This is a genomic window from Streptomyces marispadix (genome assembly GCF_022524345.1).
Lineage (GTDB): Bacteria > Actinomycetota > Actinomycetes > Streptomycetales > Streptomycetaceae > Streptomyces > Streptomyces marispadix.
Map to the genome: position 1 here is coordinate 3535038 of NZ_JAKWJU010000002.1, position 23844 is coordinate 3558881.

Sequence of the window (23844 nt, forward strand, 5' to 3'; positions counted from 1 at the left end):
AGCCCCCCATGGAGAATCTGCCGGATGCCCGCTTCATGGCGCGGGCCGACCGCCTGGCCCGGCTCCTGTCCGACGAGCGAGGGGCCCGCATTCTCGCGGAGATGCAGAAGTTGGCCTTGGTGACGGGTCGTTCGGGTGCCGGCAGCACCGATACGGCTGGGGATGCCGGTGCGGATGCCGGAGCGGAGAGCGCCGCCCGGAAGCGGGAGCCGTTCGCGGTCGGCCCCTGGGAGGTCGCCGATGACGGAGAGGGCGCGCTGCGGCGCCGTGAGATGCCCGCCGACGAGGCCCGTACATGGGCCGACACCGGAGACGTACCGGCAAAGGGTGCCTCCCGGCGGGTGGTCGTCCTGGGCGAGTCCAGCGCACGCGGTTTTCTGCTCGACCCCGTCCTCACTCCGGCCTCCGCGCTGCACGGCAGGCTGGAACTGGCCGATCCCGGGGCCTTCCAGTGCGTAGACCTGGCACAGACGGGTGCGACGCTCCAGCAGTCGGACGCCCTGATCGCGAGGCTGCCTCGGCTGCGACCGGACGTCGTCGTCCTCTACGCGGGCAACAACTGGGTGCTCTCACAGCACACGCCCGCACATCTGGATCTGCTCGCCACGGCGTTGCAGGAGGGCGGCTATCCGGGAATGCGGGACTGCCTGCTGGAGCGGATCGTCACGCCCGCCGTGCGGCGGCTCTTCCGTCGGCTGGCCGGGGTGACGGCCGCTGCCGGGGCGCGTGTCGTGGTCGTGGTACCGCAGTTCAATCTGAGCGGATGGGCGCCCGATCCGAGGTTCGAACTGCCGCCGCTGGCGCCCGCGTTGCTGAGCCGCTGGCGGGACCTGCGGGAGGAGGCCGAGAAGGCGGGCCACGCGGGAGACCACCACGCTGTGCTGCGCTGCGCCGAAGAGATGGCGGCACTGGACCACGGCACCAGCAGCCTCCCCGGCTGGCTGAGCGCCAAGGCGGCAGAGGCGCTGGGCGATCCCGAAGGCACCCGCCGGGGATACGAGTCCGCCCGTGACGCGGTGTGCGGTCTGCTGACCACGCACACCCCACGCATCACGTCCGCGCTGCGGCGGCTCATGCGTGACTGCGCCGCGGAACACGACTTCGCGACCGTGGATCTGGACACGGTGCTGCGGCCCGAGAGCGCTGACCCGGACCCGGGCCCGGACCCGGGGTCGGACTCCGGCTCCCCGCTCGGGAGCACCGCCGGTGCAGTGTCCGTACGTACCCGAGAGGCCGCAAGGCCAGGGGCGGCGCTGCCCGACCCTCGGTACTTCCTCGACTACTGCCATCTCAGCGACCGAGGCATCGAACTCCTCGCCGCCGCCGTGGCCGACGAGATCCTGGAGCTGCCGGGCGGCAGCACCCCGCCCGGCCCGGGTGCGTCGCCTCAACAGCGCGCCGTCGCCGCGCTGTTGGCGGCCGTGCACAACAGCTTCTACGGCCAGCCACGTGAGCGGGTCGCCGCTCTCGTCCGCGTCGCCGCCGAGGGAGCGCCCCGTGAGACGCAGGCACTGCACGAACTGCTCGGCTCCGACGGGCCGGTGTGGGCACACCCCGCGGTCGGCGTCCTCACCCGGCCGGAGAACGCCGCCCGCTATCTCGGCCCGATGCTGACCCGGCAGGCGCAGAGGCTGGGCATGTGGTCGCTGCGGGAGGTTCTCGACGAGCGGTACGGGCTGCCGGACGCAACGCACGCAACGCACGCAACGGACGTGACGGACGTGGCGGACGTGGCGGACGTGGCGGAAGGGGCGCCGCAGCCGGACGTACGGGCGGTGCACGCGACGGACCCGGCCGTCGGCCGCCGCGAGCCGGAGGCGCCAGGGCAGCCGGTGTCGCCGGGGGAATCGGCGGAACGGCTGGACCTGCTGGCTGCCGTAGAGCAGGGGCTGCTCGACGACTGCTTCCGGCCCCCGAACCACCGGCCCGAACGCGGCTACTTCCAGTGCTTCGCGCAGACCGCGACCCTCGGCTTCGCCCTGAGCCGCCCCACCGGAGGCACCCTCACCCTCGTCCACCGCATCCCGGGCGCCGCCGACCCCACCGCGGAGGTCACTCTGAACGGACGTCATCTGGGTACGCTCCGTGCGGCGGACGGGAGTTGGCGTAGCGTCAGTCTCGATGTGCCGCGATCGGCGACCGTGGCCGGGGTGAACCGCGTCGTGATTCAGTGGCCGCACGGTGGCGGGGACTGGCAGCGACGTGAGTCCGCCGACGCGGCGGCGCTGACCAGGAACGAGTTTCCCCAAGTGCTGGCCGCACAGGGCGAGTTGTCCGAGGTCACGTTCGCCTCCGCCGGGAACGAAGCCGCCTCTCCCCACGACCCCGATGGAATGAACGATGCCGAGCCCCGCTGAGCCCGACACCCCGCCGCCGGCGCCCGCCCCACAAGGGCCGGATGCGCCCGTCCTCCCCGGGGCGGATTCCGCCCCGCCCGGGGCCGCCGGTGCCCCGGGCGACGACGCCGCCACGTCCCGTACGGCCCGCAGGGAGCTTGCCGCCACCGGGTTCTTCCGTCTGTGGACCGGGGAGTCCGCGTCGCTCGTCGGCAGCCAGGTCACGCTCTTCGCGCTGCCGCTGGTGGCCGTGCTGGTGCTGGACGCCAGCGCGTGGGAGATGGGACTGCTGGGCGCGGCGGGCTCGCTGGCCGTGCTGCTGTTCGGGCCCTCCATCGGCGCCTGGGTCGACAGGATGGACCGCCGCAGCGCGATGCAGACGGCCAACGTTCTGCGGTGTCTGCTGCTGTTGCTGGTGCCCGCGGCGTATCTGCTCGACGCCCTGCATCTGTGGCTGCTGCTTCTGGTCGCCTTCGCCGTCGGCGGGCTGTCGCTGCTCTTCGACACCGCGATGGCGGGCTACGTGCCCGCACTCGTGGGCCGGCGGCTGGTGGCGGCCAACTCCTGGATGCAGAGCACCGTTTCGGTCTCCGACACGGCCGGTCCCGGGCTCGCGGGCGCGCTGGTGCAGGTGCTCGGGGCTCCGCTGGCGATCCTCGCGGACGCGGCCAGCTATCTCGTGAGCATGACGGCGCTCCAGCGGCTGCCGAAGGCGCCGCCCGGGGAGGCCGAGGAGGAGCAGACGCACTTCCGTGCCGTCGCCGCGGGTTTCCTGCTGGTCCTCAGGGACCGGGTGCAGCGGCCGATGATGCTCGCCGCCACGCACTTCAACCTCTTCACCGCGATGTTCTTCGCGGTCTACATGCTCTATCTGATCAAGGTGCTCGGGTTCAGCCCGCTGGCGGTCGGACTGCTCAATGTGGCGGGCGGGCTGACCGGCCTGCTGGGTGCCTGGATCAGCAGCCGTGTTGCCGAACGCTTCGGCTACGGCACGGTGTTGACCGTCGTCTATGCGATCCCCGGCGTCGCCGCCCTGCTGGTGCCCGCGGCGCAGCTCTTCGACGGCCCGCTCCCGGCCGTGCTGGTCGGGGCGTCGACCGCATTGTGGTCGTTCTCCGTGACCGTGAACCTGATCCTCAGCGAGACGATCAAGCAGGCGCTGGTGCCGTCGGGGATGCTGGGGAGGGTCACCTCCGTGATCCGCGTGACGAGTTGGGGCGTCGAGCCGGTGGGCTCCCTGCTGGGCGGCGCGATCGCGAGCAGTGCGCTGGGGCTTCGATACACGCTGGTCCTCGCGGGCGCCGGGGTCTTCACATCGATGTTCTGGACGCTGTTCAGCCGCGTGAGGTCGTTGCGCGTACTTCCCGAGGAGCCGGTAGGCGACTTGGCCGTCGAGCAGGGCGAGGAGCAGCGCGAGAGCTACGGGCTGGCCAAGGAGCGGTGAGCGGCGCGGCGGCGGGCGGTACGGCGGTGATGGTCGCGCCCCGGCCGGAAGTTCGGGCCCCCGCCGGAGGCTCGCCCGCAGACGCTCAAGTCGCAGACGCTCAAGTCGCAGGCGCGGACGGTGCGTTCAGGCCAGCGACTGAAGCCGTACGTGCAAGCCCGGCGCTCAGGTGGCGCGTTCGGTGACGGCGCCCGTGTCGGCCAGGATGCGTTCCAGGGTGCGCCTGCCCATCCCGCTCATGGCCGGGTTGCTCTCGACGTAGTACCAGACCGCGCCCATGGCCTGTTCGAAAGCCCACGCCCTGCCGCGCTCCCACTGGATGTCGTCGCAGCCCAGCTCGTCGCGCAGCACCTGACGAGGCCCTTCCTCCAGCAGATGCCAGGCGGCCACGAGATCCAGCGCGGGGTCGGCGGGGCCCAGTCCGCCGACGTCGAGGATTCCGCTGAGACGCCCTCGGGAGACCAGTACGTTGCCGGGGATCAGGTCGCCGTGGGTCATCACATCGGGGGCGGGGGTGGGCGGCAGCGTCCGCATGGCGTCCCAGACCCGGCGGAGCCTCGGTACGTCGAGCACGCTGCGGAAGGGCCCGGGCAGCACGTCGTACAGCTCTTCGGTGCGCTTGAAACACGTCCGCATCCATGTGTCGTGGGCTCGCAGATCGCCACCGCGCCCCCGGCCGCCGAAAGTGCGTCCCCGTGTGCCGATGGCACGTACACCGTGTACGAACTCGGCCAAGTCGCGGGCGAACGCGGCCGATTCGGCCGGGTCCTCGTCCGTGGCCACCGTGCCGGGCAGCCAGGTCTGCACCGACCACGGCAGCGGGTAGCCGCTTCCCGGGCGCCCCAGCGCGACGGGCTCGGGCGTGGGGAACCGCGTACGGCCCGCCAGCTCGCGGGCCGCTTCCGCCTCCGACTCCAGTTCCCGCAGTGCCGATTCGACGTCGTCGCCACGCAGCGGGAAGCGTGCCGAGAGCCGGTCGCCGATGCGGAAGACGGCGTTGACCGTCCCCTGCGAGGCGATGCGGCGCACCGGCAGGTGCCGCCAGTCGGGGAACTGTTCGTCGACCAGGCCGCGTACCGTCTCCACCGGCACGCTGAGCTGATCGGGATGCATGTCCATCGCGGGAGCGTCGCGTGCCCCGGTTCCCGGCGGCAACTGCTTTTCGAGCGTGGGGACTTGGTGTGCTGCCCGTCGCCGACGGAACGTGGCTCGTAGCGGGGCGGCCCGTAGTCGGTCGGGCTCCGGCCCCCTCACAGCGACAGCATGGCCACCAGGGCGACGAAGGTCAGCCCGAGCGCGGAGACGGTCAGCGAGCACAGGACGAGCAGATGCTTGCGCCATACGATCCGCGACATCGCGACGAGCTGCACGCTGAGCATCTCCAGCGGATCGGTCTCGCGCAGGGCCACCTGGAGCTCCTCGGCCTCCCAGTGCCTGAGAGAACCGAAGTAGACGAAGTTGCGCTGCGGTCGCCCGGTGCGGCCGAGGCGGGGAATGACCGCAGCGATGGCCAGAAACGCTCCCGACAACAGCAGTGCCACCCCGAGACAAAGCGTCGCGAGGGTGAATGCGCCCTCGGGGCGTACGAGTACGAAGCGGCTGCTGAGCGCGGTGATCACGGCGGTCACCAGGGCCAGTTCCGTGCTGAGCGCTATGGACGCCTTGACGTCGACCTTTCCCGTCCAGTCGGCCAATGCCGAATGAATATTCCATGCAGTGGAGACAGAGGCATTCTCAATTGTTCCGGCACCTCTCCGGCCGTCCACATCGCTGATCTGACCAGGCATATCGATCCCTTTCCGTGACTGGGTTCGTGGCTGGGGCCGTGACTGGGTTTCGCGGTCGGGGCAGTAACCGTCTCCGTGAATCCGGCCGTGACCGCGGCCGAAAAACGGCGTTACCGCGGCCTTTCTACGTGAAGGGTCCGCGGAGCAATAGGTCAATTGGCGCACACCGGCTGTGACTTGGCTCTACCATTGCCTCCGTGCGGAACCCGGAATGTCATGACGGGGGAGATCGGAAATGACAAGCGGAGCACCGTCCTGGTATGAGCAGCATGGGCTCCCGGGCGCGGGCTCCTCCGTCGGTCTGAAGCCGGAGAATCTGGCGCTTCTGCGCGGCGCGGGCACGCCGCACACCTGGCCGAGGGGCGAGGTGCTGATGCGCAGGGGCGACCCGGCGGACAAGGTCGTACTGATCGAGGCGGGGCTGGTCAAGGTCGTCGCCGAGTCCTCCAACGGCTATACGAGCCTCCTCGCCTTCCGCGGCGCCGGTGAACTCGTCGGCGAACTGGGCTGCTTGGACGGCGGTGAGCGTTCCGCCTCGGTGATCGCGATGTGCCGGGTGCGAGGCGTCGTCGTCGCCGCGCCGAGGTTCGCGGCGCTGCTGGAGGAGCGGGGCGCACTGGCGCTGGCCGTGCTGCGCAGCATCAGCGGCAGGCTCCGCCATGCCGACGGCCACCGCGCCTCGCTCGGGGCGAGCACGGCGTCCGTGCGGGTCACGCAGGTGCTGGTGGAGATCTCCCGCAGGCATGGCACACCGGCGCCCGGCCGTGCCCCGCACGCCCTCGAAGTGAACCTCACCCAGCAGGAGCTGGCGTCGGCGGCAGGCACGTCCCGGGAGTCGGTCGTACGGGCCTTACGCGAGCTGCACCACGAGAAGCTGGTCGACACCCGGCGGGGCGCGATCGTCGTGCTGGACCCCGAGGGGCTGGAGTGCTGGGAGCCGGAAGGGGATTGAGCGTTCTGCGTCGTCTGCGGCAGAGGCGCGGCGCCGCCGGCGGTACCCATGGATGAGCGGCAGCCGCCGTTGGCCGGCTCGGGGGAGGCCGACGTCGGCTGCCGTCCGCCGTCTTCACGGACGGACGGCCGGGGCGGGGACACCGTAAGGGGCCCCGGCGCCCGGCCGTCGCCGGTGGAGCAAGGCGCCGCCGTCACTGCGGCGCCTGATGATCGGGCAGATGTATCCAGGCGGTGGTGTCGGTCTCCTTGACGGTGACCCTGATCTCCCGGTGGTCGCCTGGCACCGTGGCCGCCGCGCTGTGGCGTACGACCTCGTCGAAGAACCACGACGACATGATCATGGCCAGCACCCCGGGAGAGGCGGCCAGTTCGGCCTTGAGGCTGCCCGCGTCGACGAGCCGGAAGGCACGGATGAGTGCTTCGCCGGTGACGCCCTGCTCGTCGTGCCGTACCTCCCCGGCGTGCAGTGCCATACGGAGCCGGATGCGGGACCTGTCGGCGTGGATCTCGTTGTGCTCTCGCAGCGCCGCTACGAGCCGGTGCGGCAGGGCCTCCACGAAGAGCTGCTTGGGCACCTCCGGCGGCGCCAGCAGGAAGACGCCGTCGCCGCGGTCCTCGCGGTAGCACTCGTCCCAGGGGATGCCCGCACCGTCGAACGCCTTGTGCAGCGCACCGTAGAGGCCGTTGCGCACGGCGATCTGGTGGGGGGCCGTGCGGCGGCGGTCGCTGAAGCTCTCCACGTCGACCACGAGGATGGTGCGGTGTACGGCGGAGCCCGGTGCGGCTGAACTCCCGCCCGCACCGGGCTTGTCGGCACCGTCTCCCTGCGGCGGGTCGTCCCGCCGGTCAGGCTCGTTCGCATCGCCCCGGGCGTCCTTGTCGTGCGGGTCGTCCGGGTCCTGCGCACCGCCGATGTGGCGGGCGACCGCGTGGTCCCCGACCGCCAGTGCTCCGGCCTCGATGCGCCCTCCGCTCATGTGGACGCCCTTGTTCTCCTTCATGACGCCGCCGGTCCGTCCGATGCGCTCTGCTGGCTCGTACCGCTCTTGATCCGGTCGATGTGCAGGGAGAGCGCGTTCGTCCCCGCGGCGATGCTCCCCGCGCTGAGCGAACCCTTGCCGGTGACGTAGATCCCGTTGTTGAGGATCGTCTTCCGCTGCTCCTTGAGGTCGCTCACGTCGACGTTGTGCTCCCTGAGGAAGTCCGTCAGGGCGTCCAGCAGGCGCCGCTCGATCAGTCCCCGGTACATCTCGGAGTCGAGCTGCTGGAAGTAGCGGTAGTACTTGTGGTCGCTCGCGGCCTCGCGGGGGCAGATCTCCGAGCCGTAGTTGAAGCTGCGGTCGTCCTCGATCGCCCGCTTCTCGTCGCGCTGCTGCCCCGCCCTGCCGATGGCCGAGCCGGCCGCGGAGAGCAGCCGGGGGATGCTCAGCAGCACCGCGCCCGCCGTCGAGAAGATGTTGGGTGCGTTCTTCAGGACCTGGCGTGGGGTCGGCTGGCTCAGCAACCGGTCCACCGAGCGGTACTGCTCGCGTACCGGGGCCAGCAGCGAGTAACTCGCCTCGATGAACAGCAGATCGCGCTGCGGAAGGAGCGTGAAGCGCAGGAACACGGTCATGACGACCTCGCCGCCCCAGCCGGGCACGCAGATCGTGAGATAGGGCCGTGCCCGGGTGTGCGGGTCGCTGCGAAGCTGCTGGACGACGTCGTCCGGGACGTCGGCGGCGGGGGCCCTCAGCTCCGACGGGAGGACCGCCTTGCGCACGCTCCCGGGCTCGATGTGGTGGAGCAGGTCGTTTCCGCTGACGAAGAGCCTGTCCTCGGTCGTCGCGCCGGGAAGCCCGATCGCTCCCACGGCCTTGGCCACGGCGGAGTACAGCTCCTGCACCTCGAAGGGCTCGGCCTCCTCGCCCTCCTCGGCGGCGGCGACGTTCAGGCTCAGCGACCATGTCTGAAAGGCCTTGCCGTAGCCGATGAAGGGCTGGTACTGCGGGAAGACGGTGACGTTCCCGCGACCGCGCTCCTTTATCTCCTCCAGGCGCTTGACGAGCCAACTGTCCTCGGGCACCGGGGCCTTGTCGGGATCGAAGACGTCCCGGCGCAGTTCACGGGCGAGAACGTGATAGTGGGTCCACAGCCTCTCGGCGTACATGACGAGCCATGCGAGCAGGAGGACCGTGACCAGGCTTCCCGCGCCGGGCGTGAGCAGGAATACGACGAAGAGGAACGCCAGGCCGACGTCGCGCAGGATCTGCCGCTGCCTCGCGGCCAGCCCGTACTTGAGCACGGGGACGAGGTCGATTCCCGGAGAGGTGGGAATCGCACGGCGCTCGTTGTGCACGATGCCCTTGATGAGCTTGCTGTTGAACTGGGCGTCCATTTGCGCGGCCACGCACAGATAGCGTGTGGCGTCGCGTGCGGACGCGGGATCTGACGGGCTGCGCGGGCGAGTCGGCGCGGCCGCCGCTCGGACGTGGGACATCGAAGGCTCCTAGGGCGAATTGTCTCTGCTCGTCAACTGCCGTTGCCGGCAGGCGGGATGGTCCTGCGGCATTCGGCAAGGGCTTTCCGGCGGCCCACGGTCCGCGGACGACACGGCTGCCGTCCTGCGTGACGGACGACTCGCCGCCCGGTGAACCGAGGGCCGCGGCCGTTCACTTCGGCCCCGCGCATGACGATTCGCCGGACGCGGAACGCCGGAGTGGAACCGCCTGCCCGTACGAGGTCCGGCGAGCGGCCGCAGGGACAATCCGCGGGCCGCGACCCGAAGGACTCTGGTCTGCCTTGTGCATTCATAGACGACGAATACCGCCTGCTTCTGCGTCAGATGACGCACAACGGCGCACGCCTTCCGGAATCTCTTCGGCCCGCTCCTCGACGGCGCTTTCCGATAGCGCTTGTCATGGCCGTACGCGGTGGTCTGCCGCCCGCCCATTTCGTTTACGCCGAGTTCGCCGGGCGGGCGGCGGCTTCCGGCCCGTCGACGACACCGTTCCAATGCGGTCGCCGTTTCGGGGTACTCACGAATTCGCCATGATTTCAGTGCGGCGTTTTCGAATCACGAAGGCCCCGGCTCGCGTTGACGGCCGCCGCCTCGTGCGGCCTCGCTCCGTACGACCTCGCGGAGGATTCTCGTCATCGCCGTACCGACCGGGGAGGGCGCCCGGTCCGCGGAGCGCGCCAGCATGATGCGCCGCGCAGGGGCCTGGCCGCCCAGGTCGAGGACGCGTACGTCCTCGCGCACGCCGCTGAGCGCCAGTTGCGGTACGAGCGCTACGCCCAGGCCCGCGGCGACCATGGCCTGGGCCTCCTGGTAGTCGTGTGCCTCGAAGGCGACGGCCGGTTCGAAACCGGCCGTCTGGCAGGTGCGGAGCAGTACGTCCACCACGGGGTGCCGGTCGGCCCTGGTGATCCATCGCTCCTGGGCGAGTTCGGCGAAGCCGGTGCTGTCCTGCCCGGCCAGGCGGTGACCGGCCGAGACCACCAGCCGCGTCGGGTCCAGCAGCAACTGCTGGATGCTGAGGCCGGGTTCGTCGAGGCGGGACCATTCGTAGTCCCAGAGGACGGCCATCTCGATCTCGCGGGTGTGCAGCAGTTCCAGCAGCCCGGTGAGGCGTGCGCTGCGTACGGACAGCGAGACCCCGGGGTGCTGCGAGGTGAAGCTGGTGATCGCGAAGGGCAGCAGCGAGGCGCCGAAGGTGGGGAAGGTGCCGAGCCGCAGGGTGCCGGCGCGTGCACCTCGAATGTGCTCCAACTCCTCGCGCAGGGCGGCCACTTGGCGTTCGATGCCGGCGACGTGCTCGACGACGGCGCGTCCCGCGTCGGTGAGGTCGACGCCCTTCGCATGGCGGTCGAGGACCTGAAGCCCCAGCTCCGCCTCCAGTTTGCGTATCTGCTGCGAGACCGCGGAGGGCGTGTACGCGAGGCGGTCGGCGGCGGCGGTCATCGAGCCGTGGCGGGCGACCGCGGCCAGCAGTCTCGACCTTCCTATGTCGACGTGCATCCGCGGAATCTAGCAGTGCCTGTAGCTGAACTTAAGACCGCGTGGAGAGATGGGAGATGGCGTTCAAGCCGTACCTGTAGCAGAGTGCGCACCACTTGGCGTACAGATTGCATGCAACTTGCATGGCGAGTGGGAGGCGAGCGGACGATGCAGGTACCGGCGGTACTGATGCGTGGCGGAACCAGCCGGGGGCTCTTCTTCCACGACTCCGACCTGCCCGCCGACCCCGAGCTGCGGGACCGGTTCATCCTCGCCGCGTACGGCAGTCCCGACCCGTACCGCAGGCAGGTCGACGGCGTCGGCGGCGCCACGTCCGCGACCAGCAAGGTGGCGATCATCGCCGACGGCAGGCATCTCGGCGTGGACGTGACCTACGAGTTCGGGCAGGTCTCGATCGACTGTCCGCTGGTGGACCGTACGGGCACCTGCGGCAACATGTCCGCGGCCGTCGGCATCTTCGCGGTCGAGGAGGGCCTGGTCCCCGTGACCGACCCCGTGACGCGCGTGAAGTTCCTCAATCTGAACACCGGCAAATCCGTAACCGCCCATGTGCCCACCCGCGACGGCCGCTACGACCCGGCAGGAGACTTCTCCATACCCGGGGTCCCCGGCACGGGAGCGAGCATCCGGCTCGACTATCTGCACCCCGGCGGCGCCGTCACCGGTGCGCTGCTTCCCACCGGGCGGACCGTCGACGAGGTGGAGGTCCCCGGGCTCGGCGCCGTCGAGATGTCCGTCGTCGACGCCGCCAACCCGCTGCTCTTCGTCAGGTGGGAGGCCCTGGGGCTGGACGGCACCGAACTCCCCGACGAGATCGACTCGGACGCGGCACTGCTCTCCCGGCTCGAACTCGTACGGGCCGCGGCGGGAGTGCACATCGGAACGGCCCCGTCCGTGGAGGAGGCGACGGCGAGGACGCCCTCCGTGCCGAAGCTCGCCCTGGTCGGCGCTCCGCGCGACTATCCGCTGGCAGACGGCATGGTGCAGCATCGCAAGGGCCAGACGCTGAGGGCGTCGATGATGTCGATGGGCAGGCTGCACCGCTCCTTCGCGCTCAGCGGGGCCATCTGCACGGCCGTCGCCGCGGCGATCCCCGGCACGGTCGTGTCCCAGGTCGCCGAGGGCGAGGCGCCGGAAGGCGAGATCCGGATCGGTCATCCCTCGGGTGTGCTTCCGATGACGGCGCGAGTGGAGCGGGAGGGCGACGGCTGGTCCGTCCCCGTCGTCTCCGGCTATCGCACCGCGCGGCGCCTGATGACCGGTGAGGTCGTCGTACCCGACTGGAAGGTCGGTGCCGTGCACGCATAGCGACCCGCGGGACCGGTCCGTACCCGGCCATGGCAGTCCCGACGACCCCGCCCGCCCCGCCAGTCCGCGAACCCGCGGTCCGAGAACCTGCGGTCCGAGAACCCGCGGTCCGAGAAACCGGCAGCCCGAGAACCCAGCACTCCAGCAGCACGGCGAACCCCCCACAGGCCCAGGCCGACCACAGCTCCGTCCGCTCAAGCTCCAAGGAGGACCGGCGATGAGCCGCAAACCGATGAACCGGATACGAACAGCCGGGGTGATCGCCGCCAGTCTCAGCCTCAGTCTCGGGCTCGCCGCCTGCGGCAACCCCCAGGGCGTGGGGGACGACGGCAAGACCGACGCCGGTGCGAAGGTCCCGTCCCGCGTCGAGATGGTCATTCCCTACGACGAGGGCGGCGGCACCGACACCTGGGCGCGCTTCCTGGAGCCGTATCTGAAGAAGCACGTGGCGGGCGGCCCGACGTTCCTGCCGGAGAACAAGCCGGGCGGTGAGAGCATCACCGGCTCCAACGAGTTCGTACGGTCCGGCGGCACGGACGGCAAGGAGGTCCTGGTCACCTCCGGCACCACGTACTTCCAGGCGCTGCTGAAGCGCCCCGAGGTGGAGTTCGACTTCTCCAAGATGCGCCCGCTGATCATGAACGGTTCAGGCGGCGTCATCTACACCTCCCCCAAGACCGGGATCAAGAACGCCAAGGACCTCGCCGAGTCGAAGAAGAAGCTCAAGTACGGCGGCATCAGCGCCACGGGCCTCGACATGACGATGCTCCAGGCGATGGACGTGCTGAAGAAGCCGGTCGACGCGACGTTCGGCTTCGAGGGCCGTGAGACGGCGCTCCTCGCCTATCAGCGCGGTGAGGTCGACATCGACTACCAGACGACCTCCGCGTACAAGACGCAGGTCGAGCCCCTGGTGAAGAAGGGCAAGGCGGTGCCGCTGATGTCCTTCGGCGTGATCAAGAACGGGAAGGTCGTCCGGGACCCGAACGTCCCGAACCTGCCGACCGTCGAGGAGTTCCACAAGGAGATGTACGGCAAGAAGCCCTCGGGCCGTGCCTACGACTCCTACCGTGCGTTCCTCGTGCCGGGCTGCACGTACCAGAAGGGACTGTGGGCCAACGAGGACACCCCGGACTCGATCGTGAACGCCTACTGGGACTCGGTCGAGAAGCTCAAGAAGGACAAGAAGTTCGCGTCCAAGAGCGGCGAGGTGCTCGGCGGCTATCCCCTCTACTCCGGCGAGAACGGAGAGAAGCAGATCCAGAAGGCGTTCGAGATCGACCCGGACGCCCGCAAGTACGCGCTGGAGATGCTCAAGCGCGAGTACGGCGAGAGCCTCGGCGGCACCTGAGCCCGCCGCGGACCGGGCACGGGCCGGGCACCTGTGCCCGGCCTCCGGAGCATCCGGAACCCGAGCCCACCCGTCCCGAAAGACGTCCGGTACGGGGTGCGATGCGGCGCCCCGTACCGGACACCTCCCGGCGAGACCGGGGTGGCACTCCTCAAAGCCTCCCGAAAGTCCCCGAAAGGTCTGATCGATGCTGGAAGCCGCGTTCAGCGCGCTGGGCAACCTCTTCGCCCTGTCGAACTTGATATTCCTGCTGCTCGGCGTCGCCTCCGGCCTGGTCATCGGCATGATTCCCGGGCTCGGCGGCACGGGCGCGGTGGCCATGCTGCTGCCGTTCGTCTTCGCTCTGGACCCGACGCAGGCGCTCGCGCTGATCATCGGCGCGGTGGCGGTCGTGCACACCTCCGACACCATCGCGTCCGTACTGCTGGGCATACCGGGGTCGGCGTCCGCGAGCGTGCTGATGCTCGACGGGCATCAGATGGCGAAGCAGGGGCAGGGCGCGCGGGCGCTGTCGGTGGCGTTCCTTTCGTCGATGATCGGCGGGCTGCTCGGCGCGCTGGGGCTGACGCTCTCGATACCCGTGGCACGTCCGCTCGTGCTCAGCTTCGGAGCGCCCGAACTGTTCATGCTCACGCTGCTCGGGGTCTCGCTGACGGCGGTCCTCTCCCGGGGCAACATGCTCAAGGGGCTGCTGGCCGGGGCGTTCGGGCTGCTGCTCGGGGGGATAGGCGCCGCGCCCGCCGCGGCCGACTACCGCTTCACCTTCGGCTCGCTCTTCCTGTCCGAGGGGCTGGACCTCGTCGCCGTGGCGCTGGGCATCTTCGGCATCGCCGAGATCGTGACGCTCGTCGGCAGCCGCTCCAGCGTCGCCACCGGCTCGGGACTGGGCAGCGGCTGGCGCACCGGGCTGCGGGACGTGATGCACCACTGGCGCCACGTGCTGCGCGGTGCGCTCGTCGGGATGTGGGCCGGGGTGCTGCCGGGACTCGGTGCCACCGCGGGCACTTGGATGGCGTACGGGCAGGCTCGTGCCACCACGCGAAAGGAGCCGAAGAAGACCTTCGGCAAGGGCGATCCACGGGGGATCATCGCGCCGGAGAGCGCCAACAACTCGGTCGAGGCAGGGGATCTGATCCCCACCCTGCTGTTCGGCATCCCGGGCGGCGCGCCCGCGGCCCTGCTGCTCGGTGCGCTGCTCGCCTTCAACATCGAGCCCGGCCCGAGGATCATCACGAAGGACCTGGACATCGTCTACACGATCATCTGGTCCTTCGCGCTCGCGAGCATCCTGGGGGCGGCGGCGTGCTTCCTGCTCAGCAAGCCGCTGGCGAAGCTCAGCTTCCTGCGGTTCCCGGTGCTGGCCGGCGGGCTCGTCGTAGTGCTGTTCACGGCCGGTTTCCAGGAGTCGGAGCAGATCGCGCTGCTTCAGATCATGCTGCTGCTGGGGGCCGTCGGCTGGGTGATGAAGGCGTGCGGGATACCGAGGGCGCCGTTCCTGATCGGGTTCGTGCTGAGCCTGCCGATGGAGCGCTACTACTTCCTGACGGCGAATCTCTACGCGTTCGACCAGTGGATCGTGCGGCCCTGGGTGCTGGTCCTCTTCGGCGTGCTGGTGGTGCCGACCGTCTTCTCGCTGGTGAAGAAGGTACGGGCCCGACGTGCCCGGGACCGTGCGGCGGACGGAGCCGAGGGGGCCGGGGCGGCCGGGCCTGCCGAACTGCCGGACGACGACGAGGGCGAGGGCGGCCCGACGCCGCCGAGGATCTGGGACGTCGCGGTCCCCGCGGTGTTCCTGGCGGTCTTCGTCGCCGCGTTCCTGATCTCCCGCGGCTACAGCAGTCAGGCCAGGCTCGTGCCGGGGCTGGTGACCGTGGTCGGGGCGGTGATGGCGGCGGGCGCGCTCGTCTCCGGCATACGTGCGCTGCGCGGGGCCGGGCCCCGCGAGCCGTCGGAGCGGGAGGCGTGGGCGGCCGAATGGCGTGCCGTGCTGCGGTCGTTCGGCTGGCTCGCCGGGTTCGTGGCGCTGACGTACGTACTGGGTGTGCTGCTGGCGGCGCTGGTGTTCCTGCCGCTCTTCCTCCGGCGGGTGGCGGAGATGCACTGGCCGGCGATCGCCCTGTACACGGTCGGCACGACAGGTGTGCTCGCCGCGCTCGCGGCCTTCGCGGACATCGCACTGCCCATCGGATATCTCACGCCGGTCGGCCTGCTGTGAGCGGTGCCGCTGCTTCAGGCGGGCGCGGCGGTTCGGGTGGTTCGGACGGTTCGGGCGGTGCCGGCGGCAAGTCCGGTGGTTCCGGCGGCTGTTCCGGCGGGAGCGGTCCCGGCGGTCCGGATGCTTCCGGCGGGCCCGTCGTGCCGCTGCACCGTGCCGTGGCCGGGCTGCTGGCGGGAACCGCCGGTGCGCTGCTGCTCACGTGGCTGCGCGTACCGGCGGGGACGCTCGTCGGCGCGGTGCTCGGCAGTGCGGCGGCCGGGAGCGTCACATCCCGCCGCGGCTCCTGCGGCAGCGGCCCGTGCCCCGGCCGAGACGCCGCGCAGCCGCAGCAGCATCCGCTTCAACTCTGGGCCCGTACGGCCGGGTTGGTGCTGATCGGCTGCGTGTCGGCGGCGCGGCTGGACGGCAGGAGCCTGCGGATGATGGGCCTGGTCGCCCTCCCCGTGCTGGCTGGCGTGATGCTGCTGCTGGCGCTCAACGCGGTGCTCGCCCGCTGGCTGATGAAGCGCCACGGTCTCGACGCGACGACGGCGGTGCTCGCCTGCGCGCCGGGCGGGCTCAGCGAACTGTCCGTGCTCGCCGTCAAGGAGCGCGCGGACGTGGGGACCGTGACGGTCGTCCACCTCGTACGGGTGCTCGTGGTCGTGCTGCTGGCGCTGCCGGGACTCGTATTCGTACTGGGGCGGCTGCCATGACCGGCGGGGGAAGCGGAACGGGCGCCCTGACCCTGCTGCTCGGGCTGGCCTGTGCGGGAGCGGCACTGGGCCGGTCGCTGCGGCTGCCGATGTGGCCGGTGACGGGGTCGATTCTCGGCGCCGCCACGGCACCGCTCGCCGGTCTCGGCGCCGTACCGCCCGGCTGGTGGTCGACGGCCGGTCAGATCCTGGTCGGTTCCGGGGTGGGCTCGATGGTGGGGCGGAACTTCCTCGCCTCCGTACGGCGGGTCAGCGTGCCCGGTGCGGTCGTCGTGGTGCTGATCGTCGCCCTGGGCGCGGGGATCGGGGCGGCCCTCACCCTCGGCGGAGTTCTCGGGCCGACTCCCGCCCTGCTGGGGTCGATTCCCGGAGGGGTCGGCGAGATGGTCGCGGCAGCGGCAGGACTGGGCGGTGACAGCGGGCTGGTCGCCGGTATGCATCTGATCCGGCTGGTCGTGGTGCTGTCCGCGCTGCCGCTGCTGCTGCGTTGGGCCCGCGGGCTGGAGGGGCGGGACGGATGACCGTGACGAACGCCGCGGCGCCCACGGAGCCTCAAGTCCTCGCTCCCGTCTACGAGTCGACGGGCACGGCGCCGGCGCCGCACACCGGGCTCGTCGCCCCCGGCGCCCGTTCAGCCGCCCAGCAGCACCGCGAGCCTGATCTCGCGCGCCCTGCGCATATGGGCCCTCGCATGCTGCTCGGCCACCTCGCCGTCGCGCTCCTGAACCGCCCGCGCCACCGCGTCGTGCTCGGCCAGCACCTCCTCGGCGCGGCCCGGATGCACCAGGGTCGTCGCCGGAAGCCTCCGCACGGCGTGCTCGACCTGGTTGAGGAAGCGCTCAAGGTACGGGTTGGCGGCGCCGGTCCGCAGCGCCCGGTGCCAGGAGAGGTTCAGCTTGGACAGCTCGGCGACGTCCTCGCGGGCGGCGGCCTCGCGCATGTCCGCGTTGATCTCGTCGAGCTGCTCGACCAGTCCCTCGGGGCACCGTACGGCCGCGAGCCGCGCCGCGAGCCCTTCGAGGTCCTCCCTCACGACGTAGAGAGCGAGCACGTCCTCAAGGGAGAGGGCGGCGACCATCGCGCCGTGGTGGGCGGTCTTGACCACGAGGCCCTCGTCGGCGAGCCGCTTCAGCGCCTCCCGGATCGGCGTTCTGCTCACCTTGAAGGCGGTCGCGAGTTCGCTCTCGCGCAGCCAGGTCGAGGGGGAGAGCACGCCGTCGAGGATCGCCTCGCGCATCGCCCCCGTCACGTCGTCAGTCGTACGCCCGCGGACCGCCACCCCCTCGTGCAGATAGGCGCGAAGGCGTTCGACGGACCCGGATGTCTCCGATCGGTGGTCGATGCCGCTGGAGCCGCTGGTCATAGGTGCTTTGTCCTCCCGCACCCGTGAACCGTACGGGAGGGAACAGATCGTCCGCAAGTTGAGTACAATCCCCGTCAAGTTGCATGCAATGTGGATGCGAACGGGCCTCAGCAGGGTACGGCCCAGCAGGGTCCGGCAGGGAACGAGCAAGGAGCGTGGTGCATGGCCGGGCGTCGGGTCATCGTTGTCGGAGCGGGAAACGCGGCGCTGTGCGCGGCGCTCGCCGCACGTGAGGAGGGCGCCGAGGTCCTCGTGCTGGAGAGGGCACCGAAGGAACGGCGCGGCGGCAACACGGCGTTCACCGCCGGCGCGATGCGCGTCGTGTACTCGGGGGTCGAGGATCTGAGGCGGCTGATGCCCGATCTGACCGAGGAGGAGATCGCGAGCACCGACTTCGGGAGCTATCCGGCGGGGGCGTACCTCGACGACCTGGCACGCGTCACCGAGTACCGGACCGATCCCGAACTCGCGTCCGCACTCGTGGAGAAGAGCCTGCCGACGCTGCTGTGGATGTCGGAGAAGGGCGTGCGCTTCGTGCCGATCTACGGGCGGCAGGCGTTCAAGGTCGGCGGGCGCTTCACCTTCTGGGGCGGTCTCACGGTAGAGGCGTCGGGCGGCGGCATGGGCCTCGTCGAGGCGCTGACACGGGCCGCCGAACGAGCCGGCGTACGCATCGAGTACGGGGCGCGCGCACTGTCGCTGATCCAGGACGACGCGGGCGGCGTACGCGGCGTGACGCTGCGCCAGGCCGGGGCGACCCGCGAGGAGCGAGCCGACGCGGTGGTGCTCGCCAGCGGGGGCTTCCAGTCCAGCGCGGAGATGCGGGCACGCTATCTGGGACCCGGATGGGACCTGGCCAAGGTGCGGGGCACGATGTACAACACCGGCGACGGTCTGCGGATGGCGCTGCGCGCCGGGGCGAGCCCCGCGGGGAACTGGTCGGGCTGCCACGCCGTCGGATGGGACCGCAACGCACCGGAGTTCGGGGATCTCGCGGTCGGCGACAGCTTCCAGAAGCACAGCTATCCGTGGGGCGTCATGGTCAACGCGCACGGCCGCCGCTTCGTCGACGAGGGCGCCGACTTCCGCAACTACACCTACGCCAAGTACGGGCGCGTGATCCTGGAGCAGCCCGGTCAGTTCGCCTGGCAGATCTTCGACCGCAAGGTGGCGCACCTCCTGCGGGACGAGTACCGGATACGGCAGATCACCAAGGTGAGCGCCCCGACGCTGGAGAAGCTCGCCGAGAAGATGGACGGGGTGGACCTCGCGGGCTTCCTCGCGGAGATGGAGACGTACAACGCAGCCGTCGACACCGCCACGCCCTTCGATCCCAACGTCCGTGACGGCAGGGGGACTTCGGGGCTCGCCGTCGACAAGACCAACTGGGCGAACACCGTGGACGAGGGACCCTTCGAGGCGTACGCGGTGACGTGCGGCATCACCTTCACCTTCGGCGGAGTGCGGATCTCCCCGGAGAACGCGCAGGTCCTCGACACCGACATGGCACCGATTCCCGGGCTCTTCGCCGCCGGTGAACTCGTCGGCGGGCTCTTCTACTTCAACTATCCGGGCGGTGCCGGGCTGACGAACGGCGCGGTCTTCGGGCGTACGGCGGGCAGCTCCGCGGGGCGGACCCGGTGAACGGCGGGCAGGGGAGCGAAGGTCCGGGGAGCGGCGGTCCGTCGGCGGGCGGTCCGGTGGACGGCGAGCCGTCGGGCGGCCGTCCGGCGGGCGGGCCCGCCTCGCGGGAGCCCCTGGACCTGGTGGTGATCCCCGGGGACGGGATCGGCCCCGAGCTGGTCGACAGCGCGCTCCAGGTGCTCGAACGCGCCGCCGCCGCGGGCGACTTCGCCTACCGCCTCACCACCGTCGAGGCGGGCGCCGAGGCGTACCGCGCCACGGGCCGGGCGCTGCCCACCGACGCGCTGGAACGGCTGCGTGCCGCCGACGGCGTGCTCAAGGGCCCGGTCGGTCTTCCCGGCGTACGGCATCCGGACGGTACGGAGGCCGGGCTGCTCGGCGGGCTGCTCCGCCTCGGCCTCGACACCTTCGCCAACGTACGGCCGATGAGGCTGCTGCCCGGCGTCTCCGGCGGTACGCGGCACAGCGCGGGTGAGATCGACTACGTACTGGTCAGGGAGAACACCGAGGGGCTGTACCTCTCGCGGGGCGCGGGCGCCGCGACGCCGGACGCCGCCTGCGACCAGTTGATGATCACCAGGGCGGGCACGGAACGCGTGGTGCGGTACGCCTTCGGCCTCGCACGTGAGCGTGAGGGCGCGCCGGCCGACGGCGTACGCCGGGTCACTTGTGTGGACAAGAGCAATGTGCTGCGCAGCTATGCGCTCTTCCGCCGCGTCTTCGACGAAGTGGCCGCGGAATTCCCGGACATCGCGACCGAGCATCTCTACGCCGACGCCGCCGCGCACGATCTCGTCGCACGGCCCGAGTGCTTCGACGTGCTGGTGACGGAGAACTTCCTCGGCGACGTGCTGAGCGATCTCGGTGCCGCCACGGTGGGCGGCCTCGGCATGTGCGGTTCGCTCAACGCCGGTGTGGAGGCGGCGTATGCGGAGCCCGTGCACGGCAGCGCCCCCGACATCGCGGGGCGCGGCCTGGCCAACCCGCTCTCGCAGATCCTGAGCCTCGCGCTGCTGCTGGACCGCGCGGGGCTGCGTACGTCGGGCGACCGGGTCAGGGCTGCGGTGGAGTCCGCGCTGGCCGAAGGCGCCGTGGAGCTGGACGTGCGGGGGCGGCCCGCTGGGGGGACGGGGTCGGTCACGTCGGCCGTGTGCGAGCGCCTGGCACGGTGAGGGCGCGGCTCCGGTCCCGGTCGGGCGTCGTTACCGGTAAGGGTCCGGGCGTCGTTACCCGTCCGGGTTTCGCGCCCGGTCCCCGTCGGCCCGCCGCCCGCTGCCGGGGGGTTGCCGAACGGCCCCGACAACTGGGAGACCGGGGTACTGGCCCGTTGAACGACCCCCGAGCCTGGAGGCGTACTTCCGATGAACGGTGACAGCGGCAAGCGCACGGCCGAGGAGCCGGACGCGGAGCCCGTGTCCGAGTCCGAGGAGACCGTGTTCACCTGGGGTGCGCCCCCGTTGAAGTTCGGCGCGGGCGCGAGCGACGAGATCGGCTTCGACATGGCGCAGTACGGCGCGAAGCGCGTGCTCGTACTGACCGACCCCGGTGTCGCCGCCTTGGGAATCCCGCAGCGGGTGGCGGAGAACCTGGGCCGGTACGGGATCGACGCGGCGGTCTACGAGGGTGTGCACGTCGAGCCGAGCGACGCCAGTCTCGCCGCGGCCGTCGACCACGCGCGGGAGAGCGGCCCGTGGGACGGATTCGTCGCGGTCGGCGGCGGTTCCGCGATCGACACCGCGAAGGCCGTGAATCTGCTGACGTCCTGCGGCGGCGAGTTGATGGACTACGTCAACAAGCCCATCGGCGGGGGCGTTTCGCCGCCGCATCCGCTGAAGCCGCTCGTCGCCGTTCCCACCACCGCGGGCACGGGCGCGGAGAGCACCGCGATGTGCGTCCTGGACGTGCTGTCGATGAGGGTGAAGACCGGCATCAGCCACTGGCGGCTGCGCCCCACCCTCGCCGTGGTCGATCCGCTGCTGACGATGACCCTGCCGCCCGAGGTGACCGCCTCCGCGGGCATGGACATCGTCTGCCACGCGCTGGAGTCGTACACGGCGGGCTGGTACGCGGACTCCGCGCGCCGCAGGCCCGAGGAACGGGTGACGTACTGCGGCTCCAACCCGGTGTCCGACCTGTGGTGCGAGAAGGCGCTGAGCCTGATCGCCGGTTCCTTCCGCCGTGCGGTGCGCCACGGGGCCGAGGACGTGGCGGCACGCACGGACATGATCATGGCGGCGACCTTCGCGGGCATGGGCTTCGGCAACTCCGGGGTGCACATCCCGCATGCCAACGCCTATCCGATCGCCGGCATGGTCAAGGACTACCGGCCCGCCGGATATCCGCAGGGCGAGCCGATGGTGCCGCACGGCCAGTCGGTGTCGCTGACGGCCCCGGAGGCGTTCCGGTTCGGTTTTCCCTCCGCCCCGGAGCGGCATCTGCGGGCGGCGGAGCTGCTGGCTCCGGATCAGGACCGGGCCTCCGACCCGGCCGAGCGACTGCCCCGTGCCCTGGTCGAGTTGATGCGGGACATCGGCATCCCCAACGGCATCGCCGCCGTCGGCTACGACGAGAGCGACGTACCGGACCTGGTGCCGGGGACGATGAAGCAGCAGCGGCTGCTGGCCACCTGCCCACGGCCCGTACGCGAGGAGGACGTCGAGCGTATCCTCCTCAACTCCCTGCGGAACTGGTAGCGGTACGGCCCGGGTCGCGCTGCGGCCCCGCCGTGCGGCACATACGCCAGACGACCTCGACGCCCGATTCGCCGGGCGCCGAGGGCCCCTCGATCGCCCGCCGCCGCTCGACCTCCGTGAAGCCCAGCCGCCTGGGCACGCCTCCGCTGGCCTCGTTGGCCTCGTCGTGGTGTATCTCGACCACCTCGACGCCGGGCAGCTCGAACGCCGCCTCCAGCAGGGCCGCCGCGGCGCTGGTCGCCAGTCCGCGCCGCGTCCACGACGGATGGATCCAGTAGCCGATCTCCAGGCCACCGGGGCCGATGCGGCGCAGCAGGCCGCAGCTACCGACCGTCCAACCCTCCACCGACACCGCGTAGTTGTACGCCTGGCCCTCCGCCCACTCCCGTTCGCACCTGGTCACGAACTCCAGCGACGCGTCGGGGCTGTGGTCGTGGGCCCACGGCATCCACGGCTTGAGATGGCCGAGCGACTCGGAGACGACCCGGTACGCCACGTCGGCGTCGGTGACACGCCAGCGGCGCAGTACGGCATGGTCGCGGCGAAGCAGCTCAGGGGGTCTGTCCATGACGGGATCATGCCCGGAACCGGCACCTTCCACGACTCGATTACGAGCCGTCTCCGCCGTCTCCGCCGTCTCCGCTGGACCACGGGCCGGGCCCGTAAGCGCGGTGGCCGTGCCCGCTGCCCTCCGTCCGCCCGGCGGCCTTCCTCACGGCTGCCCCTCCTCGTAGTACGAGACCAACTCCTCCGGCAGCGGCGGCACTTCGACCGGCACGCTCCCCGAGCGCAGTGAGCGCGCCGCCGCATGGCCCGCCGCCACCGCCTCTCGCGCCGCGAGCGGCGAGGTCTCGGTCGGCCCGCCGTGCGCGGCGAAGCGCAGGAACTCCTCGACGAGCAGCCGGTCCGCGCCGCCGTGCATGTCCTCGCCTCGCGGTACGGGGACGGTCAGGTCCGCGTCGTCGCGGTAGCCGGAGCGGCGGGAGTTCCACACCTTGACGACGGCACCGTCCAGGTCGCCGAAGTTCTCCAGGCGTCCGTGGTCGCCGATCACCGTGTAGTTGCGCCAGTAGTCGGGCGTGAAGTGGCACTGCTGGTAGCTGACGAGCACGCCGTTGCGGGTGCGGCCGTGAAGCATGCTGATGTCCTCGACGTCCACGACCGGGTTGAGGCCGGTCAGCGACGTCGGCGGCCAGTTCGCGTCGGGGTCGTGCCACTCCTTCATGCGCTCGCCGCTGCGGTCGCGCCGGTCCGGTATGCCGCCGTAGACGGCGAGTTCGCCGACCGCCGTGACCGTGCGCGTGGGGGCGCCCGCGAGCCAGTGGACGACGTCGAGGTCGTGGGCGCCCTTCTGAAGCAGCAGGCTGGTGGTGTTGCGCCGCTCCGCGTGCCAGTCCTTGAAGTAGAAGTCGCCGCCGTGCCCGACGAAGTGGCGGCACCACACGGCGCGGACGCGACCGACGGCCCCGTCGAGCACCAGTTCGCGCATCCGCCGTACGAAGGGCGCGTGCCGCAGATTGTGGCCGACGTACAGGCGGCTGCCGGTCTCTAGCGCCGTGCGCAGTATCAGGTCGCAGTCCTCCGTCGTCACGGCGAGCGGCTTCTCCACGAACACGGCGACACCGGCGTGCAGCGCGTCCAGCACGCACCGGGCGTGCAGATGGTCGGGGGAGAAGACCATGACCGCGTCCACGCCGCCCCTCTCCAGCAGCTCCGAATGGCCCTCGTGGACGGGGACTTCGGGCCCGAAGAGCGCGTGCGCCGCCTGCCGTCCCCGTGGGTGCGGGTCGGCGCAGGCCACGACCCGGCTGCCCGCGCCCGGACGGTGGGCATGGGAGGCGAGCGCCGCACGTTCGCCCACGCCGACGACACCGATCCGCAGATCGCCGCCGCTGTCCGCGCCGTTCAGGTCCGCCCTGTTCACGTCCGGCCCGTTCGTGCCCGGCTCGTTCGTCGGCATCCCGTTCCCGTACGCCGTGTCGTCCTCATCGCGCATGTCCTGTCGTCGAGTCGAGTCCCGCCGTGGAGTCGCGCCGCCGTCGCCGTCGCCG

Annotated in this window: 19 protein-coding genes; 11 read left to right on the top strand and 8 right to left on the bottom strand. The window is 71.0% G+C overall.

The window, feature by feature from the left end:
• The first annotated feature begins 8 nt into the window (after window positions 1-8).
• Window positions 9-2357 (top strand): SGNH/GDSL hydrolase family protein, encoded by a 2349-nt coding sequence (locus MMA15_RS14730; protein WP_241060144.1) that lies wholly within the window; start codon window positions 9-11, stop codon window positions 2355-2357.
• Window positions 2341-3780 (top strand): MFS transporter, encoded by a 1440-nt coding sequence (locus tag MMA15_RS14735; protein ID WP_241060146.1) that lies wholly within the window; start codon window positions 2341-2343, stop codon window positions 3778-3780. The genes MMA15_RS14730 and MMA15_RS14735 overlap by 17 nt, the downstream gene beginning before the upstream one ends.
• Window positions 3781-3945: 165 nt before the next feature.
• Here MMA15_RS14735 and MMA15_RS14740 read toward each other — a convergent pair whose 3' ends face one another.
• Both MMA15_RS14740 and MMA15_RS14745 read right to left on the bottom strand, forming a co-directional pair.
• Window positions 3946-4899: an aminoglycoside phosphotransferase family protein gene (locus MMA15_RS14740; RefSeq protein WP_241060148.1), complete on the bottom strand. Its 954-nt coding sequence runs from the start codon at window positions 4897-4899 to the stop codon at window positions 3946-3948.
• A gap of 131 nt (window positions 4900-5030) precedes the next feature.
• The gene (locus tag MMA15_RS14745) at window positions 5031-5567 is read right to left on the bottom strand and encodes a Pycsar system effector family protein (protein WP_505016611.1); all 537 of its coding nucleotides are present in this window, start codon (window positions 5565-5567) and stop codon (window positions 5031-5033) included.
• Between the two features lie 235 nt (window positions 5568-5802).
• Here MMA15_RS14745 and MMA15_RS14750 point away from each other — a divergent pair, with 235 nt between their 5' ends.
• Entirely contained in the window at window positions 5803-6519 is a 717-nt protein-coding gene (locus tag MMA15_RS14750; RefSeq protein WP_241060152.1) for a Crp/Fnr family transcriptional regulator, read from the top strand.
• A 193-nt stretch (window positions 6520-6712) separates the two neighbouring features.
• Here the strand turns inward: MMA15_RS14750 and MMA15_RS14755 are convergent, their stop codons facing one another.
• From MMA15_RS14755 to MMA15_RS14765, 3 genes are all read right to left on the bottom strand, one after another.
• A complete protein-coding gene (locus tag MMA15_RS14755; RefSeq protein WP_241060154.1) occupies window positions 6713-7522 on the bottom strand; it encodes a hypothetical protein in 810 nt (269 codons plus the stop codon).
• A complete protein-coding gene (locus tag MMA15_RS14760; RefSeq protein ID WP_241060156.1) occupies window positions 7519-9000 on the bottom strand; it encodes an AbeC-like domain-containing protein in 1482 nt (493 codons plus the stop codon). Before MMA15_RS14760 ends, MMA15_RS14755 begins: the two co-directional genes overlap by 4 nt.
• A 576-nt stretch (window positions 9001-9576) precedes the next feature.
• A complete protein-coding gene (locus tag MMA15_RS14765) occupies window positions 9577-10521 on the bottom strand; it encodes a LysR family transcriptional regulator (RefSeq protein WP_241060157.1) in 945 nt (314 codons plus the stop codon).
• Window positions 10522-10668: 147 nt separating this feature from the next.
• Here MMA15_RS14765 and MMA15_RS14770 point away from each other — a divergent pair, with 147 nt between their 5' ends.
• From MMA15_RS14770 to MMA15_RS27925, 5 genes are all read left to right on the top strand, one after another.
• Entirely contained in the window at window positions 10669-11829 is a 1161-nt protein-coding gene (locus MMA15_RS14770) for a 2-methylaconitate cis-trans isomerase PrpF family protein (protein ID WP_241060159.1), read from the top strand.
• Between the two features lie 217 nt (window positions 11830-12046).
• Window positions 12047-13180 (top strand): type 2 periplasmic-binding domain-containing protein, encoded by a 1134-nt coding sequence (locus tag MMA15_RS14775; protein WP_241060161.1) that lies wholly within the window; start codon window positions 12047-12049, stop codon window positions 13178-13180.
• Window positions 13181-13367: 187 nt separating this feature from the next.
• Window positions 13368-15395, top strand: coding sequence for a tripartite tricarboxylate transporter permease (locus MMA15_RS14780; protein WP_241060163.1), 2028 nt, complete (start codon window positions 13368-13370; stop codon window positions 15393-15395).
• Entirely contained in the window at window positions 15392-16093 is a 702-nt protein-coding gene (locus tag MMA15_RS27920) for an AbrB family transcriptional regulator (protein ID WP_308290545.1), read from the top strand. The genes MMA15_RS14780 and MMA15_RS27920 overlap by 4 nt, the downstream gene beginning before the upstream one ends.
• The gene (locus MMA15_RS27925) at window positions 16090-16614 is read left to right on the top strand and encodes an AbrB family transcriptional regulator (protein WP_277400278.1); all 525 of its coding nucleotides are present in this window, start codon (window positions 16090-16092) and stop codon (window positions 16612-16614) included. Before MMA15_RS27920 ends, MMA15_RS27925 begins: the two co-directional genes overlap by 4 nt.
• 110 nt (window positions 16615-16724) lie before the next feature.
• Here the strand turns inward: MMA15_RS27925 and MMA15_RS14790 are convergent, their stop codons facing one another.
• The gene (locus MMA15_RS14790; protein ID WP_241060165.1) at window positions 16725-17456 is read right to left on the bottom strand and encodes a GntR family transcriptional regulator; all 732 of its coding nucleotides are present in this window, start codon (window positions 17454-17456) and stop codon (window positions 16725-16727) included.
• Window positions 17457-17618: 162 nt separating this feature from the next.
• Between MMA15_RS14790 and tcuA the strand changes: the two genes are divergently transcribed.
• From tcuA to MMA15_RS14805, 3 genes are all read left to right on the top strand, one after another.
• Window positions 17619-19100, top strand: a complete 1482-nt coding sequence (tcuA, locus tag MMA15_RS14795; RefSeq protein WP_241060166.1) for an FAD-dependent tricarballylate dehydrogenase TcuA — start codon at window positions 17619-17621, stop codon at window positions 19098-19100.
• Window positions 19101-19156: 56 nt separating this feature from the next.
• Window positions 19157-20272, top strand: a complete 1116-nt coding sequence (locus MMA15_RS14800) for an isocitrate/isopropylmalate dehydrogenase family protein (RefSeq protein WP_241060168.1) — start codon at window positions 19157-19159, stop codon at window positions 20270-20272.
• Window positions 20273-20461: 189 nt separating this feature from the next.
• A complete protein-coding gene (locus tag MMA15_RS14805; protein ID WP_241060170.1) occupies window positions 20462-21793 on the top strand; it encodes a hydroxyacid-oxoacid transhydrogenase in 1332 nt (443 codons plus the stop codon).
• Here the strand turns inward: MMA15_RS14805 and MMA15_RS14810 are convergent.
• Both MMA15_RS14810 and MMA15_RS14815 read right to left on the bottom strand, forming a co-directional pair.
• Window positions 21771-22361 (bottom strand): GNAT family N-acetyltransferase, encoded by a 591-nt coding sequence (locus MMA15_RS14810; RefSeq protein ID WP_241060172.1) that lies wholly within the window; start codon window positions 22359-22361, stop codon window positions 21771-21773. The two genes, MMA15_RS14805 and MMA15_RS14810, sit on opposite strands and share 23 nt — an antisense overlap.
• A 144-nt stretch (window positions 22362-22505) precedes the next feature.
• Window positions 22506-23789 (bottom strand): Gfo/Idh/MocA family protein, encoded by a 1284-nt coding sequence (locus MMA15_RS14815; protein WP_241060174.1) that lies wholly within the window; start codon window positions 23787-23789, stop codon window positions 22506-22508.
• Window positions 23790-23844 lie beyond the last annotated feature (55 nt).